The following is an 18557-nucleotide window of genomic DNA, read 5'->3' on the forward strand; positions in this document are numbered from 1 at the left end:
TTCAACCACCACCGGCTGATGGGGCCGCTGGGCCACGTCCCGCCTGCGGAGTTCGAGGCCAATTACCATCGTCAACGCGCTGGTCAGACCGCGACCGTCTGACTTAAACCAACTGGCCTCCTCGAAACCCGGGGCGATTCAGTGGAGATATTTGGAAATTGACGGGACTGAACCGAGGGTACCGTGACGAATATCTCACCATCGGGGTGCGAGAGAGTCGCTCGACAAAGCACCAACTCAGACGGAACTCGCCTACCGACACCTCAGGGAAGCTTTGGTGACTCTGGAACCGCCGCCTGGTCAAATTTTTTCGGAGGTTGAACTTGCCGCGTTCGTGGGTTTAGGACCTACTCCTGTGAGGGAAGCCATTGCCCAGCTAGCGAGGGAAGAACTGGTTGAGCCTCGGCGCAACATCGGAGTGCTGGTGACACCCATCGACGCGTCCAAGCAGCTGCGATTACTGGACGTCAGAAGACCTCTGGAGATCCTGCTTGCTCGGCGGTGTTGCGAAAAGGCCAGCACGCAGGAGCGACGGCAGATGCTTGCTTACGCGCAGCGGATCGAAGAAGCCTCTGCTAGCGAGAATTTGAAAGGGTTTCTCGAGGTAAACCGCGACATACAACACCTGAAAGCCCGAGCCGCGCACAACCAGCCACTCCAGCAGACGATGGATCTGTTCTTTAGGCTGTCACGAAGGTTTTGGATCGCCCACGTTGCAGCGGTGCCCCATAGCATCGCGCGCAGCCACATTTCATGCCAACATTTTGAGAGCTATCGCAGTAGCAGACGTGCCCTCTGCCGAGGGTCGATCAGGCGCGCTCATCGACTTTTTGGAGTGGTTTACGCGCAATGCTGCAGGTGCGGAGCAAGATAAGCGCGACGAGTGAGCCGTTGGGGAAGAACGTCGCCGTAGAGAGTGTATCGTTGACCTAAATGCAGGGGGTTCCGGCTCACACCTGTAAGCGCTACGGCACTAAGGTGAAGTACGCTCCGCTCCTGACCTGCAAAGCCCTAAGCTCGCAGGGAAACGGTCGCGAAAATGAACCCGAAGAACATACAACGTCGCAGGCGCCAACAGCGGATGCTGTACATCACTGCGGTGGCCCTTGCCGTCACGCTCGTGGCTCTGGCGGCATCCATTTATTCCCTGCAGCGGCAAACACGGGCTGCGGACGAGGAACTCCGGCTCCAGGCTGACCTGGGAGGTCAGCTTCGCAAGGCTTTGAGCATTCTGGCCATTTTGGATGAGGCGGAATCAACGCAGCGGGCGTACGTTCTTACCGGAAAGCCTGACTACCTTGCGTCGTACCAGGAAGCGGTCTCCAATCTGCCCGAGTTGCTGCCAGAGCTTGATCGCATCGCGGACTTTGACACTGGCATTGCCATGAAAGCGGCATCCGCGAAGCGGGCCATCAACTCAAAATTCTTCGAGCTCGCCCAGAGCATCGCCTTGTATCAGGCAGGCCAACCCGACAAGGCAGTGGAACTGATACAAAGCGAACTCAGCCTATCGACCCAACGCCGCGCCAGGGAGGAGTTGCGTAGCGTGGCTGACAAAATCCGGACCGAGCGGGAAAAAGTTGCAGCGGAGATCAAGAAGACGGGCGAGACGCGCCAGTCGTCCGTGGTCGCTGCAGCAGGAGCACTGGGCATAGCAGTCCTTCTCGCCGCATTGCAAACCGGCTTGCTGCTGGCCGCGCGCACACGGTACGAGAAAGACCTTGCCGCCAGCGAAAAGCGCCATCGGCAAATTGTCGAGGAGCAGTCCGAACTGGTCTCTCTCGCCCTTGCGGACGGTACCTTGGTCTGCGTCAACCCTGCCTATGGACGCCACCTCGGCCGGCGCCCTCAGGAGCTTCTCGGCTGCAGCCTCTTCGACCACGTTGGGCCGGGCCATGTCGAGGAAGTCCGCTCAATGCTCACACGCGTTATAGAGACTGGCGAGCCAGCGCATGGTGAAAACCCGATGGTCGCCCACGGCGGCGGTGAAATGTGGGTGGCTTGGACTAACAGCGTTCAGGAGGACGATGATGGCGTTCGATTTTTGCATTCGGTGGGCAGGGACATCACGGCGCAAAAGCGGGCTGAGCGTGCTCTTCGCGAAAGCCAGGACTTTCTCCTCAAGACAGGAAGCCTGGCGGGTGTAGGGGGATGGGAGGTTAATTTCCACACCGGCAAGATCTACTGGTCAGAGCAAGTCAGGCGCATTCACGGCGTGGACGATGATTTCGAGCCCACGATCGACACCGCGACTGAATTCTTCACGCAAGAAGCTCAATCTGCACTGACTGCGGCAGTGGTGGCATCCAGCGACACGGGTATACCTTTCGACTTGGAATTGCCTTTGAACAGTGCCGACGGTCGCCTTGTGCAGGTGCGCATTGTCGGTGAAGTGCGTAACGGAGAAGATGGCCGCCCGGCGTCCATGAGCGGCGCGCTGCAAGACATCTCAGACCGGAAAGTGTTGGAGGCGCAGCTCAGAGAGAGCGAGCAGTTCGTTCGGGAGATTACGGACAACCTCCCGGTTCGAATTGCATATCTCGACAGCGAGGGTCGGTACCAATTCGTCAATGATGCACATGTACAGCGATTCGGCGTACCGCGCGATCAAATCCTGGGTCGCAGCAGGGTCGAGCTCAAGCGCAATCGGGACGCTGCAATAGAGGAGAGGTTGTCCGAGGCACTTTTGGGAACGCCGCAAAGGTTCGTTTTTGAAGAGGTGGTCGGGGATCAAACTCGACTCATCGAAAGCCAGATGGTGCCTGCGTACTCCGCGGATGGCTCGATAAAAGGCGTGTACACCACCGGTAGCGACATCACCGAACTCAAACAGACCGAACGCAGGTTGCGTGACCTTACCGACATTCTTGAGATCACGCCGGATATGGTGGTCCAGACCGACAAGACGGGAGAAATTCAGTACATGAACCCGGCCGCTCGCTCGCGAGTAGGCCTGGCTCTCGATGCGCCAGTGAAGGGACGCAATTTTGCAGAGTTCAACACCGAACACACCAACATGCTGTTCGACATCGAAATCCTTCCCGCAATAAAACGCGAAGGTGCCTGGACGGGAGAGACCACGGTGGTCGTGGACAAGGGCGAGGTGGTGCCGGTCAGCCATATGGTTATCGGACACCGCGATGGGCAAGGGCGCATTGCACGCTTTTCGGCGGTAATGCGAGACATCTCCCGGGCCGTGCAGTCGCGCAAGGAGTTGGCTCGGCAAACCGCAACGCTCATTTCGGTGGTCGAGACGATTCCGGCAGTCGTTGCGGTTGTCGGAACTGATTTTCGTTATCGCCTGGCCAACCGCCAATTCGAGGCATGGCAGCAGTGCACGCGTGAAAGAATTGTCGGGAGGACAGTGGAGGAGGTGATTGGTGCTGAGCAATTTCAACACAGTCTTCCCATTGCGAACCGGGCCTTTGCAGGAGAGACGGTCCAGTATGAGAAAACTATACCCCGCGAAGGCCAGCCGCGCCATGTCTCGATCTCTTACATCCCGCTTAGGCTGGAGGATGGCACGGTAGATGGTCTTGTCATGGTCGCGCAGGACATCACCCTGCACAAACTCGAAGCCGAGCGGCTGCTCGATCTCTCCGAGCGCGACGTCCTCACCGGCCTGCTGAACCGCTCGGGTCTCAACACATATCTCAATTGCCGCAAGGCGGGGGGAGAAGCCATCGGCGTGATCTATGTCGATTTGGACTACTTCAAACCCGTGAACGATACCTATGGGCATGCGGCAGGTGATGAGGTGCTGCGCCAGTTCGCACAACGACTGCGTGGGCTCGTTCGGCCCACGGATGCCGTGGCCCGGCTAGGAGGCGACGAATTCGTCATCGTTTTGGCAGGACTGCCTGACGAAGCGCCGGCGGTCGCGCTATCGCGCAAGGTGTCTGAAGCGGCGGCGTTGCCATTTCACCTGGGCACTGGCACGGTAACAATTGGCGCAAGTGCGGGGGTCGCATTTGGCTCACCCATGCAGGCGTGGGAGCAGATGCTGGAGCAGGCGGACGCGGCTCTGTACGCAGAAAAGGGAAATAGGCGGCGTTAAAACCGCTCAAAGCTGCCAGCATTCCATCTGATTCGATGCGAAAGGTCTGGCTCTGCCCACAAAGATGCCGCACGTCGCCCCCTCACGCAGCAGGCTATGGCGACGTAACTTGCTTCCAATACGTGCCCCATTCGTGAAGTGACCGTCGCAGGGCCAATGTGGTACATAGTGCTTTCAGCACAAAGACGGGAGGGTTGGGATGGCCGCAACATCAAAAGCCATTGGGTACAGGCGGGACGTCCATGCGCATTATGACGACTTGGTGGGCCTGCTTATCGCGTCAGCTTCCCTGCATACTGCGCTGAGCTCATACAAGGCGCGCGAACTCAAGACCTTCAGCGTCGTTGACTTCCCCGGCAACCTGATGAACTATTTCTTTCCGGTGGCCACCCTCATGACCGAGGTGTCGATTGACCAGGATCCTTGGCCCAATGAGCTCGTCGCCAGGCAGGTAGAGCCAGAGCACTGGGAAGGAAGTGGTTGGGGCACTCTCACGTTGGCTTCCATCAAAGTTGCCGTTCAGGAAGAGTTGCGCGTGAGTTACGGGCGCAAGCACTCATTGACGAACCCTGCTTTTGAGCGGGTGGTCTGCCAGATGATGGGCTCACTGTTCCTCAGATTCTTTGAATCGCGCTTGTCCAAATTGAAAGCGCACTACGGCGAGACAAAGGCTCTGTGGCCAGACATCTGGCAGTTTGCCGATGCGGTGCGCAATGCCATTGGACACAACGACTGTTTTCAAATCACGCGCAAGGGCTTCGTTTCTGCGACCTGGCGCGAAATCACACTCACTCCAGAGAGCCACGGAAGGCAATGGTTTGGTTTCGATCCGGCATGCCTTGCCCCTGGGGATGTGCTTTTACTCATCGACGACCTGCACACCTATTCTCCTGAGTTGATGACCTAGGCTTCGGCCGGAGGCAACTGGAGAAAGCAGATCTCATGGCCCACGGTGCGCTGGCTCACAGGTGCCGCTACCAGAATGAAAGGTCGGACGAGACGGCATTGCGCTGGTCATCCTCTTCGATGCGAAAATAGGCTGTCTGATTGAGGGCGAGCCACCATGCAAAGAGCACCTCACGGACGCCATGGTGTCTACCGCCGACCGTTCGGTGAGATGGAAGGTGGCCCCGGACAGGCCCGGGGCGAAAGAAAATCCAATCCAAAGTTCACTGAAACGATGCCCTACACGCCAGCGCTGGCCTCGATGACTCCAACAGCCTGTGGAACGTGCAGTAGTTACTTGCAAAGTTTTCCTGACCGTTCAGCGCGATGGTGCGATGGCTCTTCACGCGAATGGAAACGTAGCTCTTCAAGTCGGTGGCGGTGGCGATCCAGCTTAGCATTTCAAGCACGGCACGCGATCGTTCTGCCTTCAATCGCAGGTTTCATTTCAGCGCCCCGGTCGGCCGCATAGCGGCTTGCGTGGGCGGCGCCAACTGTCAGTAGTAAGCTCGGTTGAGCTGGAATGTAGGGCTCGCATATTGTCAGCTACCCTAGCGTCTTCAACAATCGCAGAACGTCAGCAATGTCGTACGGCTTTGCGAGCACTTGCACGCCCGGAATAGATACCCTGTTTTCCGAGTAGCCTGTTGCCAGAATGATTTTGGTGTGAGGGAAACGCGCCAGCACCGCGCGGGCGAGATCAATTCCGTTGAGGTTTCCCGGCATCACGATGTCAGAGAACAAAAAATCGACCTTGGTGCCTGCTTCCAAACAAGCCAGAGCCGTATCTGCGCTCTCTGTCATGATCACAAAGAAGCCACCTTCTTCCAACGCCGGCGCAACGCTTTCTCTGACCAGCGCATCGTCCTCGACAAAAAGGATTGTGCCGCCAGATGTGGAGGATTCGGCCGCTTCTGCGGGATCACTCGTTTTTGCAGCAGCCACCACGCCAACGGCTTTGGGAAGCAGGATGTCCACCTGTGTACCGTGGCCCTCCCGACTGTGCAACAGAAGTGTCCCGCCGGACTGCTGAGCAAAGCCAAAGGCCTGCGGTAGACCAAGCCCGGTGCCCTCGCCTACTTTTTTGGTGGTGAAAAATGGGTCCAGTGCCTTGGCCATCACCTCGGCACTCATACCCCTGCCCGAATCGATAATGCTTACCCGAATGTAGTCATCATCGGGCAAACCCTGTGCAGGCGCAACGCCGGTCTCGTTTGCGACAACCAGGCGAATGTCCCCGCCCGAGGACATCGCATCCTTGGCATTGATGACCAGGTTCAGAAATGCGAGTTCGAATTGCGTAGGATCGATCGTGACATGCCAGTCTTGCGAGGGAAGCTCGATTTGAAGCCGAATGCTTGCAGGAAGCACGTTTTCCACCAGCGGCTGGAACTCCGCAATGAGCTTGTGAAGGCTGACCGTTTCCATACGGGCGTCCTGAATGCGGCCAAACGAGCTGAGCTGGCCTGTGAGAGCTTTTGCGCGTTTGAGCGCTTTCGTGCATGTCTCGAGCAGCGTGTGGATGCGCTCCGAATCGTTTGTGCGCTTTGCAAGCAGCAATGAGGTGGCCAGCGTTTGCAGAAGATTGTTGAATTCGTGGGCTATTCCGCCTGTCAGTCTTCCCAAAGCTTCCATCTTCTGGCTTTGCAAAAGCGCCCTCTGGACTCGCTCAGTGTCAGCAACGGCTTGTGCGACACGCAGTTCAAGCTCACGCTGGCTGGTCATAAGCCGCTGGCTGGCGTCGTTGATGCGCATTCCAACCGCATCGATCTCCACAACCCCGTGTTTGGTGTATTGAACCTCTTCGCCCTTCCCAAGCGACTCGGCTGCAAGCTCGAGCCGGCGCATCTTTGCAATTACTCGGGAACCGATGACGCGAGCTATCAACAGGGACAGCCCAAGCAATAGCAATGCAGCAAAGCCAAAAAGCATGACGCCGCGTAGGGCCGAACGGCGCAACTCTGCCTCGGGAATGCTGAGGACGACTGTCCAATCCGAAGCAGCGACCCGGTGATAAAACGTTTTTACTTCAATACCGTCTAGAGTAACCGAGCGGGTAACGCCTTGTTGTGTTGTGGCAAACAGGGTACGAACCTTCTCATTGGAGGTCTTACCGACAAAGGTTTCAGGGTCGCGTGAGCGTGCAACCACAACGCCTTTGCGATCGACTACCGCAGCAAGCCAGTCTGCGGGAAGCTTCTGCTGAGAGATTAACGCCTGGATCGCGGCAACATCAACGCCCATGACAAGGAAGTAGCGAATCTCGCCCTTGTCAAAAATCGGTACCTGGACGATGAAGTCGAAGCGCATACCAACCGGGGCGTAGAAAAGGTCCGAAACCAGGGGTGATGCCCCCGCATCGCGATGCATCAGTTCTGCAATGCCCGCATTTCTCTTGGTCGGAAGGTCGGAGCCAAGGGGGCGGCGGGTGTTCAGGATCTGTCTGCCGGTTGGATCAACCAGGATGATTGCAGTATCTGGAGTGGGTGCGGTTTTTTTGGCGAACTCGTAGAACAAAGAGAGGTCACCGGCGGCTAATGGTGGTGCATTGGCGATGGTAGCCAGAATCTTTTGCCGTGATCGCAACTCACTGTCCACCAACTGCGAGAACGTGCGAGCTGCTTCTTTAAGCCCGGTTTCCTGCGATGCTTGCTCTTCATGGTAGACGTACCAGATGGCAACCATCGCAGCAAGAATGGCGGGCAGCAACACCGATAGCACTAGAGCGAAAAGCTGGCTCTTAAAACGCATGGCTTGGTGCCCGTATCGGCAGTAATAGATGGAGCCGGCAGATGTGCTGCGGGCAAAGAGTCGGACTATAACCCCGGCGGAACAACCGCCGCAAGGAAGCCAATAGCCGTCCACCACCAGCACTACTTTGGCCCGCTCTCGAGGCCACGGTGGACCTGAGCGTGACCGACAAGATCGCAAGCTGTTACGAGGTCTATGCCGCCGTGACGAACGTTAGCTACAAGGCCTATGCCACCTAGGCATCCGCGATCGGCGGCACCCATGTCATTGCACCCGGCGTACCGCGCACTTTCAAGATCGGCGCCAGGCTGCAATTCTGAGCTCGTCGGGTGCGGGACGCGGAGGGAGTCTCCCTAAAAGATGGGATGGGGAGAGCGCGCCGAGGCGATGCCAGCGACACCCATCAAGAGGGCGATGGCCAGACGCGTACTGCGCAGCCATGAAGCAATGAAGTTCACAGGGGTGTCAGTCGCAAATAACAAGGTAGGTGCGTCGCTACGTTAGCTGTACAGTGTTGATTTACGTCAGGAACTGACCCACTGACCGCCAGGGTTTCCATTTAAATCTGACCCACGTACTAACCCTAGCCTGCTGCTTTCTTGTGCAGCAGGAGACCAGGAGTGATAGACGTGGCAACACTGAGTGTCATCAGGCGCTGGGCCCTGCGAGAGCAGATGTCCATCCGCGAGATCGCCCGGCGCACCGGCCTCTCGCGCAACACCATCCGTAAACACCTGCGCGCCGAAGCCGACGAGCCGCGCTATTCCAAACGGGCCAGCCCCAGCAAGCTCGACCCCTTCGCGCCCAAGCTGACTGCGTGGCTCAAGGTCGAAGCGGGCCGCTCGCGCAAGCAGCGGCGTACCGTCAAGCAACTGCACGCCGATCTGCAGGCCCTGGGCTATCCGGGGTCCTACAACCGTGTGGCGGCCTTTGCACGGGCCTGGCACCAGCAGCGCCAGGAGGCCCTGCAGACCACAGGCCGGGGCACCTTCGTACCGTTGACCTTCGGCCCGGGGGAGGCGTTTCAGTTCGACTGGAGCGAGGACTGGGCGGTGCTTGCAGGCGTGCGCACCAAGCTGCAGGTGGCCCACTTCAAGCTCAGCCACAGCCGCGCGTTCTACCTGCGTGCCTATCCCCTGCAGACGCACGAGATGCTGTTCGATGCGCACAACCATGCCTTCGTTGTGCTCGGCGGGGTGCCCAGGCGGGGCATCTACGACAACATGCGCACCGCCGTGGACCGGGTGCGCAGAGGCAAGGAGCGCGACGTCAACGTGCGCTTCGCCGCCATGGTCAGCCACTTCCTGTTCGAGGCCGAGTTCTGCAACCCGGCGTCCGGCTGGGAGAAGGGCCAGGTTGAGAAGAACGTGCGCGACGCCCGCCACCGGCTCTGGCAATCGGTGCCCGCCTTCACCGACCTGGCGGGCCTCAATGCCTGGCTGCAGGAGCGCTGTAAGGCCCTGTGGCACGAGATCGAGCACGGGGCACTGCCAGGCACTGTCGGTGACGTGTGGGCCCAGGAACGGGCTTCCTTGATGCCTGTGCCCCGGCCCTTCGACGGGTTCGTGGAGCACACCAAGCGGGTCTCGCCCACTTGCCTGATCCACTTCGAGCGCAACCGCTACAGCGTGCCGGCATCGTTCGCCAACCGGCCCGTGAGCCTGCGGGTCTACGCCGACCGCCTGGTGGTCGCCGCGGAGGGGCGCATCGTCTGCGAGCACCAGCGCCTGATCGAGCGCAACCACCACAGCGCGGGGCAAACCGTCTACGACTGGCACCACTACTTGGCCGTGCTGCAGCGCAAGCCTGGGGCCCTGCGCAACGGTGCCCCCTTCCTGGAGCTGCCGGCGGCCTTCAAGCGCCTGCAGTCAGCGTTGCTCAAGCAGCCGGGCGGCGACCGAGAGATGGTGGAGGTCTTGGCACTGGTGCTGCACCACGATGAGCAGGTGGTGCTCTCAGCAGTGGAACTGGCCCTGGAAGCCGGGGCCCCCAGCAAGACCCACATCCTGAATATCCTGCACCGGCTCATCGACAACAAACCCGCGCCGGCACCCGTCAGCGCACCCCAGGCGCTCAAGCTGTCGGTGGAACCCCAGGCCGACGTGCTGCGCTACGACCGACTGAGGGAGGTACGCCATGCGTCATGACCCCGCCGTCGCCTCTGTCGTCATCATGCTGCGTGAACTCAAGATGCACGGCATGGCCAAGGCCGTCAACGAGCTGGCCGAACAAGGGGCGCCAGCCTTCGAGGCGGCACAGCCCATCCTGGCCCAACTGCTCAAGGCAGAGACCGCCGAGCGGGAGGTGCGCTCGCTGGCCTACCAGCTCAAGGTGGCCAGGTTCCCTGCGTACCGGGATCTGGCGGGGTTCGACTTCAACCACAGCGAAGTGGACGAAGCCCTGGTGCGCCAGCTGCACCGCTGCGAGTTCCTGGGCGAGGCTCACAACGTGGTGCTGGTGGGCGGGCCCGGCACAGGCAAGACCCACATCGCCACGGCCCTGGGGGTGCAGGCCATCGAGCACCACCACCGGCGGGTGAGGTTCTTCTCGACTGTCGAACTGGTGAACACCCTGGAAGAGGAGAAGACACAGGGCAAGACAGGGCAGATCGCCCAGCGCCTGTCACATGTGGATCTGGTGATCCTCGATGAGCTGGGCTACCTGCCGTTCAGCAGACCGGCTCACCCATCACTGCCATATTCTGGAGACCGGCAACGACAGCTACCGGTTCAAGAACAGCTCGGCCTAGCAAAAACCAACACCGAAAAAGAAGGAGACAACCACCAAGGGCTTATCCACAACGTGAGCACGAAGTTCATGCACAAGGGTGGGTCAGTATTCAATGGAAATGGTGGGTCAGGTTTGCGCGGGAATAACACCAGGCGATACCAGTGCGCAGCACAAAGAAGATGCCATTGAGAGCCTGCTCGTCGCTCAGTCTAGGCCGACCGCCTCTGGCGGAAGGCGTGAATACTGGTAGCAGCGGTTCGATCTTCTTGATGAGCGCTGCGCTGATTTCTTCGTTCTCGTTTCGACCCGTGTGTTTTGAGCGCCGATCAGGCATTGAACGATGACATGGTTTTTATAGCCGTTTTAAAGCGGCGGACTACAAAGAGCATAGCAATGCGGTCCTCTTTTCGTAGCCCCTCTCTCACAGATGGCTTGGCGGCGCGTCGTGATGATCAGCCTCATGCAAAGCCCTAACTCCGAGATCATCACTGCATTCGACTGGCAAAGGTTTACCGCAACTAGCCAGGTAAAAAAACGGGCTCGTAACGAGCGCCCCAAAAAGATAATGACTGTTCGGGAGCGAGTGGATGCAATCATGGCGCGGCGCTGGGGCAGTCCCTACTGCAGGCCTGGCGTGGCCTGATCGGCAGCTCTTGTACCCCACCTGCCCAGGTGAAACCTCAGCCCAGGTACCTACGGAGAAGGCTTCCCGAATCTTCATCAGCGCGGCAAGTGAGGCATGTCCGTTGGGGGCACTCACCAGCGTCCACCACATCCGCGATCTTCCCTGAGAGCTCCTCTGTGCTGAAAGTGTTGAATGGGGAGTTTGTCGGTCCAGCGTCTCCACACGCACCACTGCATAGCGCGGATAGCTTGTCGGCAAGGTCTTACAAATTGCGGAGGTGATGTGTTGCAAGCTCATGGCATGTACTTCTGCCGCCGATAGGAGCCCTTATGCCGATTCGGCACGCCTACTTAATCGAAGACAACCCGACCATCCGCAGCAACCTCATTCCCACCCTTTCCGAAATGGCGGACGTGAAAGTGATCGGGACTGCGGAAGGCGAAAATGAAGCGGTGGACTGGCTGACCCGATTTGCCATCCAGGCCGACTTCATCATCCTCGACCTGTTCCTCGCAGAGGGGTCAGGATTGGGCGTACTGCGCCAAGTCGCAGCCCATCACATCACCGTGCCGGTCGTTGTGCTGACAAACTATGCCACGCAGGACATTCGGGAGCGGTGCAAGGCGCTGGGCGCCGCAGCGCTGTTCGATAAGTCGCGTGAGCTGGAAAGCTTTCTTGCGTACTGTGCCGAGCCAAGCAGTAGAGGTCCGCATTGAGCCCGTCTACTTCGCCGTTGGATAGGGCGGCACCAGATCGTTCAGCGTGAGGTAGCTGGCCACCAGCAGCATCAGTTTGGTGTCCACTTGGGCAACGTCACGAGGCACCAGGTCGTAGTGGCACAAGGTGCCCACAATGGCCCCATTCGAGTCCATGATCGGAACACCCACATAGGAGGCGACCGCAGACTTGGCAGGATGGGCGTTCAGGCGCTCGTCCACCAGCGCATGGGGGGTCTTGAAGGGCTCGCCGCTCTCGCGCACGTAGCAGCAATATGTGGCGTTCTGTGACACCTCCACTGCGCTTATTGCGGATGGGTCTTCCCGATCAAAGTGCACTGCGGCGTTGGCCTTGCCATCCTGAAATCGCCAAATGCCGATGAACCGGAAATCCGTCAGGTACAGCAGTTTTGCCAATGCATCGCGTACCGAACGACTCTTTGCCGTCAGTACAAAGTCTGCAAAGGTTGCACTGGAGGAGGGAGATGAAGGCATGGGGTTTCAATGCTGAAAGGATGGGAAGGGAAGCGGGCTCAAGTCCATTGTCCCAGATGATTAGGACTACACTGCAGCAGCTATGAAATCGCTCTCGACAACCGGGCTATCTGACGCGACCGAATGCGACACAGCTATCACGCAAGGGGGTCTTGTGACTTGTAGCCTGATTGTGGTGGACGATTTTCACGATACGCTGGTGACTCTGCAGGAGCTTTTCTCGCTCAACTGCAGAGACGTGAGAGCGGCATCCAGCGGTACTGAAGCCATTGCGCTGATGAAGGAGCGACCTGCCTCCATCGTGTTGATTGATGAGGATCTGTACGACTTCTCAGATTCGGATCTGGCGTTCCACCTCAAGGCACTTGTGCAGACCCACTACCCGCACAGAGAGTGCATTACTGTCGCGGTACGAGGAGACCTGTCGCCTGATGAAATGCGTGACTTCCCAGGCTTCGACTACGCATTCTCCAAGCCTTTGGATTTCGCCAAGTTCGACGCCTTTGTTGCACAGTGCGACCAAAAATTGAGGAATCGCGAATGAGCAGCCGTTCTACCAATAGTCCCCACGGCTGCCTGAGCAGCATCTAGTGTTCCTATAGCCCAGCGCTGAGCGGCAGTGCTCGCCATATGGCGAGTGATGGAAACCAACGGGTCGCGCACCACTCGCAAAATTTGGAAGAATTGCTTCCAGCCATCCTTGTCTCCAACTCAAGCGTCGCTATCGTTGCTTCCCACGAGTGCGAACCCATTTCTGCCCGCCGCCTTGGCGCGATACAGCGCCAAGTCCGCTCGCTGCATGAGCAGTTCTCCCAGGCCGGGCCCGAATGGATCCGAAGGTCCGTGAAACACAACCCCGACGCTGGTCGTGACGTGGGTGCGCGCCTCCCCGATATCGAATGCCGTCCCGCCCACCAGGCCCACGATCTTGCTCGCCACCTGGGCGGCCGCGTCCTGGTCCATCGGGCTTTCAAGCAGCACGACGAACTCGTCGCCCGCCAGGCGCGCGACCGTGTCGGTCAGCCGCACGCCATCACGCAATCGGCGGGCGAACTCGACAAGCACGGCGTCTCCCACCGCGTGACCTAGCGAGTCGTTGATCGACTTGAAGTGGTCGATGTCAAGGAACATGAGCGCCAATGCGCAGCCGTTGCGTTTGGCTCGAGCAATGGACTTCGGCAGCGCCTCATTGAGCGCCAGGCGATTGGGAAGTCCCGTGAGGGTGTCCATGCGCGCCTGTGCAGCGAGTTCGCGCTCGATGTTCTTGAGCGATGTGATATTCAAGCTTAAGGCGAAGACGCCCTTACATCGGCCGTCGACCGCGATATCCGGCACATAGATACTGTGTACGTCTCTGGCGAGGCCATCGACCATGCGGTGCGTATCGAACTCGACCCGCTCGCCCGCGAATGCACGGGCCAACATGGGCGCGCGCGGTGCGTGGACCTCGTCGCCGACCACTTCGCGAAGGGTTTTTCCGATCATTTCCGCGGGGTCGGTACCGAACCAGTCCTTGAACGCGGCATTGGCGAACGTGAAACGCTCCTGCGTGTCCAGGTAGGAAACGAGCGCCGGCATGTTGTCGGTGACGCTACGAAACCGCTGTTCGCTCGCCAGCAATGCCTCTTCCGCTTGCTTGCGCTCGGTGATGTCGATGCTCAGCGAGTAAAAGCCATTCACGGCGCCATCCGCGCCCCGGTCCGGGATGTAGCTGACCTCGTAGACGAGTTCGGCCGTGCCGACTGTCTCCGAACCAGGGTTGAGGAAGGTCACCGCCTCCCCCGCGAGCGCCCGTCGAACCCATGGCTCGATGACGGCATACACGCTGGGACCACGCACATCCCTGATGGTGCGTCCGATCAGGGACTCTCCAGGATGGCGGCGCATGATGTGGGCGTTGGCGAACGTGTACCGCTGCTCGCGGTCGATATAGGACACGAGCGCCGGAACGTTGTCGGCGATGCCACGCACGAACCGCTCGCCAGCCGCGATGCGCTCCGCCACGGCTCTCCGTTCGCTGATATCCCGGATGAAGGCGTTGGCCACGAATTGGTCACCCGCTGGCAAGGCGCCCACCGATATCTCGATGGGAAACACGCGGCCGTCGCGGTGTACCGCCTCGAATTCCGTACGAGCGTCCACCAAGGCACCCTTGCCCGTTTCTTGAAAGACACGCATGCCCTGCTCGTGTCTCTCGCGCATCTCCGGCGGAGCGATGAGCTCGGTGACGCTCTCGCCAAGCACTTCCTCACGCTTCCAGCCGAAGATGAGCTCGGCCTGATGGTTCCACTCGGTGATCCTGCCCTGCGCGTCCAGACTGATGAAGGCGTCGCCTGCGTGCGCCAGGATGGCGCGCAAGTGGTCGCCGTGAGCAGCCAGGCGGCGCTCCGCCGCGACGCGCTGTTCCATCAAGCTCTCGAAGGTGCGCCGCAAATCCCCGATTTCATCGGTGGAGGTGGGCTCCACCATGGGCTGGTACGTCGCGTTGCCGACGCTGGCGAGCATGTGCCGATGAAGCCTTGCCAATGGACGCAGTTGCCGCTGGGTCAAAAGGAAGCTCGTCAATCCCACGAGCGAGGAGAGCAAGGCGAGCCCGATCCAGACGACCCGCTCGATGGTCTCGATCTGCGCGAAGGCCTCGTCGCGAGGGTAGATCGCGCCCATGATCCAGTTCGTCTGCCGAAGCTGCTTGAACGCGTACAAGCCGTAGACACCCACCCGGTTCATGCCTTCCGCAGTGCCTTCGAAACCCGCCAGCGACCGTGCCGTCACCGGGTTCGTTCCACCCTCTGCGTCGGTGTGCTTGAGGATGCGCGACTTGCGTGGACTGGAGATCACGATTCCATCGGTGTTCGTGATGAACATGTAGCCAGTCTTGCCGAACCTGACGTCCGCGAGCTCTCCCAGAAAGTTGGGCTCGTTCAGGTTGATCTGGGCCGTGATGATGCTCGCCATGCGACCCGCCGCGTCAAACACCGGCTCTGTCATGATCACCTGCGGCAGCCCATTGGCCCGGTTGCGCAGCGGCTGCGAAATCACGCCCTTGCCCGTGCGAACCGTATCCTTGAAATAGTCCCGGTCCGCGAGGTTCAGGCGGCCAATGGTGGCGGTGCCATTGAAGTTGGCCGTGAGCTCCCCTCGCATATCCACCATCGAAAAGTTGTCGAAGAAGGCCGTGAGCGAGTCGTGCCGCGCCACGAAAGCCTGGAGCGCCGCGTCGTCAGAGGGGCTATGAGCAGCCAATCCATCGGCGAAGCTTTTTAGCAGGACCCGACGACTGATGAACTTCTGGTCCATCGCGTTGGCGATAGCAGTTATGCGCGCGAACTGTTCCTCCGCTATGGAGGCCTTCATGCTGGCGCGCACGAAGTACAGCGAAGTCGAGACGACAGCCACCGTGGTGCCGACCACCAATGCGGTGACGGTGACGGCCATGCGGGTGCGCAGGCTTGAGCGAAGCCAGGACAGGGGTATAGATAGGGTGGCCACCGAGTAAGTGTTCAGACTGCTTTTTTATGATTCTCTATGCGCCACCCCCATCGCTGGGAGGAGGGGCATCTTGTCCCACCGGATGCGCCCCCGCCGGGCGCGGGAAGTATCCAGCCATGTCATTCTAGGCGGGTGGCCAACCACGCCGAATGGACCCATCAGGCCGCCTGAGAAGACGAGGCCAGCTCGCGCCGCATGGAATCCGCCTGCGACAAATCTCGCCAGGCATATCGAGATGACCCTCTTGGGTAGCCTTTGCTGCGAATTAGACGTCCCCACGCATAGGAATCAGTCCGAACTACAGGGATACGACCCCTCTGCTGACGCAAGCGCCGCCTTCCAGCAGCAATGGCGCGCCAAGAACCTCATGCGAAAAGAGCATCAAGATCGGTGCGCGCGGGGTTGGCGTACAGTGTCGTGTAGTCAAAAAATGCTGTCCCTGCGGCGAGTCCTGCCTAGGCTGCATCAATATCCTCCTGATCATGCAGCAAGAGCACGACTTTCCTCCCTGCGCGCTGACCGGCGAGATGGCGCAGGCGATCGCCACTTACGAGTGGGCGACTCATCCCTTGGGTCCGCCAGCTTCGTGGCCTGCGAGCCTCAGAAACGCTGTGGTGCTTCTGCTGGAATGCAAGCTGCCTATGTACCTCGCTTGGGGCCCGCAGCTCTCCCAGTTCTACAACGACGCCTATCGTCCGATCCTTGGCGACAAGCACAACGGCGCCCTCGGCACCTCGGCCAAGCTCACATGGAGCGAGATCTGGTCCACCATCGGTCCGATGTGGGACGAAGTGCTTGCAGGCAATGCGATTGGCTTCGAGGACTATAAGCTGACGATTCAGCGGTACGGATATCCCGAAGACTGCTATTTCAGTTTCTCGTACAGCCCGGTGCGGGATGATGCGGGCCGCATTGCCGGCGTGCTGGTGACCTTTGCGGAGACCACGCAAAAGGTGGCCAGCGAGCGGCGCTTCCGCTTTCTGGATGAATTGGCGCAGGCGACGCGAAACATCAGCGCGCCGGCGGAGGTCATGGTGACGACGTCGCGCATGCTGGGCCAATATCTTGGCGTGAACCGGTGCGCCTATGCACACGTCCTGGATGACCAGAACACCTTTGACCTGATCGGCGACTACAACGATGGCGTGGACAGCATCGTCGGTCAGTACAAGTTCACCGACTTTGGTGCGGCCGTCAGCGAGTTGATGATCGCCAACGAGCCGTACGTCAATCCGGACGTGGACAGCCATCCGATCACCAGCGGCTCAGACCTTTCCGCCTATCGGCTGACGGCGATCCAGGCGGTCATTTGCGTGCCGCTGCACAAGAACAGCAGGTTTGTGGCCGCCATGGCCGTGCACCAGTCAGTCCCTCGCGTCTGGACGAGCGAGGAAATCGAGCTGGTGAAGACGGTGGTAGACCGCTGCTGGGAATCGCTTGAGCGGGTCAGGGCAGAGCACGACAAGATTCTGCTGCTCGACAGCGAACGGGCAGCACGCAAAGACGCCGAACGGGCAAACTCGGTCAAGGACAGCTTTCTGGCGACGCTCTCCCACGAACTGCGGACGCCGCTGAGCGCGATTACCGGCTGGATCCACATCATGCGACGGAAGCTCGGAGCAGAGCAGGCCGAGTTGCGCAGGGGGGTGGATGTCATCGAACGGAGCACGCAGGCCCAGACCAAGCTCATCAACGACCTGCTGGACATGAGCAGAATTGCGTCGGGCAAGCTGCGCCTGGAGAAAGAGCGGCTTGACCTCGCCCAGGTGGTGCAGGGCGCGCACGATCTCATCATCGCCCATGCGCAAAGTGCAGGCCTGGTGCTCAATGCGCATATTGAACCCGTACCGGCGGTGCTGGGCGACCCGAGCCGGCTCCAACAGGTGGTGTGGAACCTTTTCACGAACGCGGTCAAGTTCACGCCGCAGGGGGGGTCGATCACGGTCCATCTGCGACAGATTGGAAAGGACGTGGTGGTTTCCGTGTCGGACACCGGCGTCGGCATCAAAAAGGAGTTTCTTCCCCACCTGTTCGAGCGATTTAGACAAGCCGACGGCTCCATCACCCGCAAGTTCGGAGGCCTGGGCTTGGGTCTGTCCATCGTCCAGCATCTGGTCGAGCTGCACGGTGGGAAGGTAACCGCGGAAAGTGCCGGCGAAGGCTCGGGGGCCACCTTCAGCTTGAGCTTTCCCGTGCACGAGGGTGAATTCCAGCCCAGCGTTCCAACCGCCTCCCATGACGCACATGAGCTAGACCTGTCGGGGCAGCTCATCCTGGTGGTCGATGACGACGAGGAAAGCCGGGAATTGCTCGAGAGGCTGCTCCTGGATACCCAGGCGGAGGTGGTTTGCGTCGCGGATGCCTATGCAGCGATGAATTTTTTGGACAGTCGACTGCCCGACCTCATCTGTTCCGACATTGGAATGCCCGGCATCGACGGGTATGAATTGATGCGGTGGCTCCGGCGTCGCTGCATTGAGAAGAGCGTGCGAATTCCGACCATCGCCATGACGGCATTTGCCAGGTCGGAGGACCGGTCCCGATCACTCGCGGCCGGGTTCGACCAGCACCTGACCAAGCCCTTGGATCCGAGTCTGGTGCTCACGACCATCGGTGAATTGCTTTTGTGCAATCGTCGCCTCTAGGTCCACAAGGCCGACTCGTGTCGCCAACCCGCGATCGTTGCAGTGCACCGACAGGAACCACTCGGATTGAGCGAACCTCCTGCGGAACCACGATCATGACGGAC

Annotated in this window: 10 protein-coding genes and 2 pseudogenes; 8 read left to right on the forward strand and 4 right to left on the reverse strand. The window is 59.7% G+C overall.

What is annotated here, in order from left to right; genetic code table 11:
* The first annotated feature begins 190 nt into the window (after positions 1 to 190).
* The 3 genes from ACK59X_RS21235 to ACK59X_RS21245 all read left to right on the forward strand — a co-directional run bounded on the left by ACK59X_RS21235 (position 191) and on the right by ACK59X_RS21245 (position 4964).
* On the forward strand, positions 191 to 874 hold the full coding sequence (locus ACK59X_RS21235; protein ID WP_409960392.1) for a GntR family transcriptional regulator: 684 nt from the start codon (positions 191 to 193) through the stop codon (positions 872 to 874).
* Positions 875 to 1039: 165 nt separating this feature from the next.
* Positions 1040 to 4057 carry a PAS domain S-box protein gene (locus tag ACK59X_RS21240; RefSeq protein ID WP_409960368.1) on the forward strand — a complete coding sequence of 1006 codons (3018 nt, stop codon included), beginning with the start codon at positions 1040 to 1042 and terminating at the stop codon, positions 4055 to 4057.
* 199 nt (positions 4058 to 4256) lie between these two features.
* Entirely contained in the window at positions 4257 to 4964 is a 708-nt protein-coding gene (locus ACK59X_RS21245) for a hypothetical protein (RefSeq protein ID WP_409960369.1), read from the forward strand.
* Between the two features lie 584 nt (positions 4965 to 5548).
* On the opposite strand, the gene ACK59X_RS21250 is transcribed toward ACK59X_RS21245, so the two are convergent.
* Entirely contained in the window at positions 5549 to 7753 is a 2205-nt protein-coding gene (locus ACK59X_RS21250) for an ATP-binding protein (protein ID WP_409960370.1), read from the reverse strand.
* Between the two features lie 620 nt (positions 7754 to 8373).
* Here ACK59X_RS21250 and istA point away from each other — a divergent pair.
* Complete coding sequence (gene istA, locus ACK59X_RS21255) at positions 8374 to 9900, forward strand: IS21 family transposase (protein ID WP_409960371.1); 1527 nt, start codon at positions 8374 to 8376, stop codon at positions 9898 to 9900.
* Positions 9890 to 10502: pseudogene (locus ACK59X_RS21260) on the forward strand (ATP-binding protein). Before istA ends, ACK59X_RS21260 begins: the two are co-directional and overlap by 11 nt.
* 129 nt (positions 10503 to 10631) lie before the next feature.
* On the opposite strand, the pseudogene ACK59X_RS21265 reads toward ACK59X_RS21260, so the two are convergent.
* Positions 10632 to 10769 (reverse strand): annotated as a pseudogene (locus ACK59X_RS21265) (transposase); the annotation flags it as partial.
* Positions 10770 to 11437: 668 nt separating this feature from the next.
* On the opposite strand from ACK59X_RS21265, the gene ACK59X_RS21270 reads away from it, so the two are divergent.
* Complete coding sequence (locus ACK59X_RS21270; RefSeq protein WP_409960372.1) at positions 11438 to 11824, forward strand: response regulator; 387 nt, start codon at positions 11438 to 11440, stop codon at positions 11822 to 11824.
* Positions 11825 to 11830: 6 nt separating this feature from the next.
* Here the strand turns inward: ACK59X_RS21270 and ACK59X_RS21275 are convergent, their stop codons facing one another.
* Positions 11831 to 12319, reverse strand: coding sequence for a GAF domain-containing protein (locus tag ACK59X_RS21275; RefSeq protein WP_409960373.1), 489 nt, complete (start codon positions 12317 to 12319; stop codon positions 11831 to 11833).
* Between the two features lie 82 nt (positions 12320 to 12401).
* On the opposite strand from ACK59X_RS21275, the gene ACK59X_RS21280 reads away from it, so the two are divergent.
* Positions 12402 to 12863, forward strand: coding sequence for a hypothetical protein (locus tag ACK59X_RS21280; protein ID WP_409960374.1), 462 nt, complete (start codon positions 12402 to 12404; stop codon positions 12861 to 12863).
* A gap of 167 nt (positions 12864 to 13030) precedes the next feature.
* Here the strand turns inward: ACK59X_RS21280 and ACK59X_RS21285 are convergent, their stop codons facing one another.
* On the reverse strand, positions 13031 to 15754 hold the full coding sequence (locus ACK59X_RS21285) for a PAS domain S-box protein (RefSeq protein WP_409960375.1): 2724 nt from the start codon (positions 15752 to 15754) through the stop codon (positions 13031 to 13033).
* 536 nt (positions 15755 to 16290) lie between these two features.
* Here ACK59X_RS21285 and ACK59X_RS21290 point away from each other — a divergent pair.
* On the forward strand, positions 16291 to 18453 hold the full coding sequence (locus tag ACK59X_RS21290; protein ID WP_409960376.1) for an ATP-binding protein: 2163 nt from the start codon (positions 16291 to 16293) through the stop codon (positions 18451 to 18453).
* The last annotated feature ends 104 nt before the right edge of the window (positions 18454 to 18557 follow it).

This window comes from Acidovorax sp. (assembly GCF_046339755.1).
Lineage (GTDB): Bacteria > Pseudomonadota > Gammaproteobacteria > Burkholderiales > Burkholderiaceae_C > Acidovorax.